At 56.1% G+C, this 360-nt stretch carries 1 pseudogene; it reads right to left on the bottom strand.

Going from position 1 to position 360, the window contains the following annotated elements:
* Positions 1-360: pseudogene (locus B3849_RS06845) on the bottom strand (polyamine ABC transporter ATP-binding protein); the annotation flags it as partial.

Below are 360 nucleotides of genomic sequence, written 5' to 3'. Positions count from 1 at the left end.
AAGATATGCGATGTCCAGAACGGAGCCCTTAACTGCGTTCTTCATTTCTGTCGGCTTCTCGGTAGAAATGGCGATCTTCTCCGGTCGGATCGCAAGATGAGCTTCCTGCCCATCGCTAAAGGGGCGTTCTGATGCCGCAAGCAAGGGGGCCTCATTCGCGACCCAATCAAGGTGGTACATATTTTCGCCCGCGGGCTTCACCGTGCCAGAGATAATGTTCACGTCACCGATGAAGTCAGCGACGTAGACGGAATTAGGTGCTTCGTAGATACCTCCTGGCGTCGCGACCTGGATGATCTGCCCTTCGTCCATCACAGCCACGCGGCTCGCGACGGTCATCGCTTCCTCTTGGTCGTGGGT

The organism is Sulfitobacter sp. UBA4523 (genome assembly GCF_002388305.1).
Taxonomy (GTDB): domain Bacteria; phylum Pseudomonadota; class Alphaproteobacteria; order Rhodobacterales; family Rhodobacteraceae; genus Sulfitobacter; species Sulfitobacter pontiacus.
This window is presented reverse-complemented; position numbering and strand designations above follow the sequence as displayed.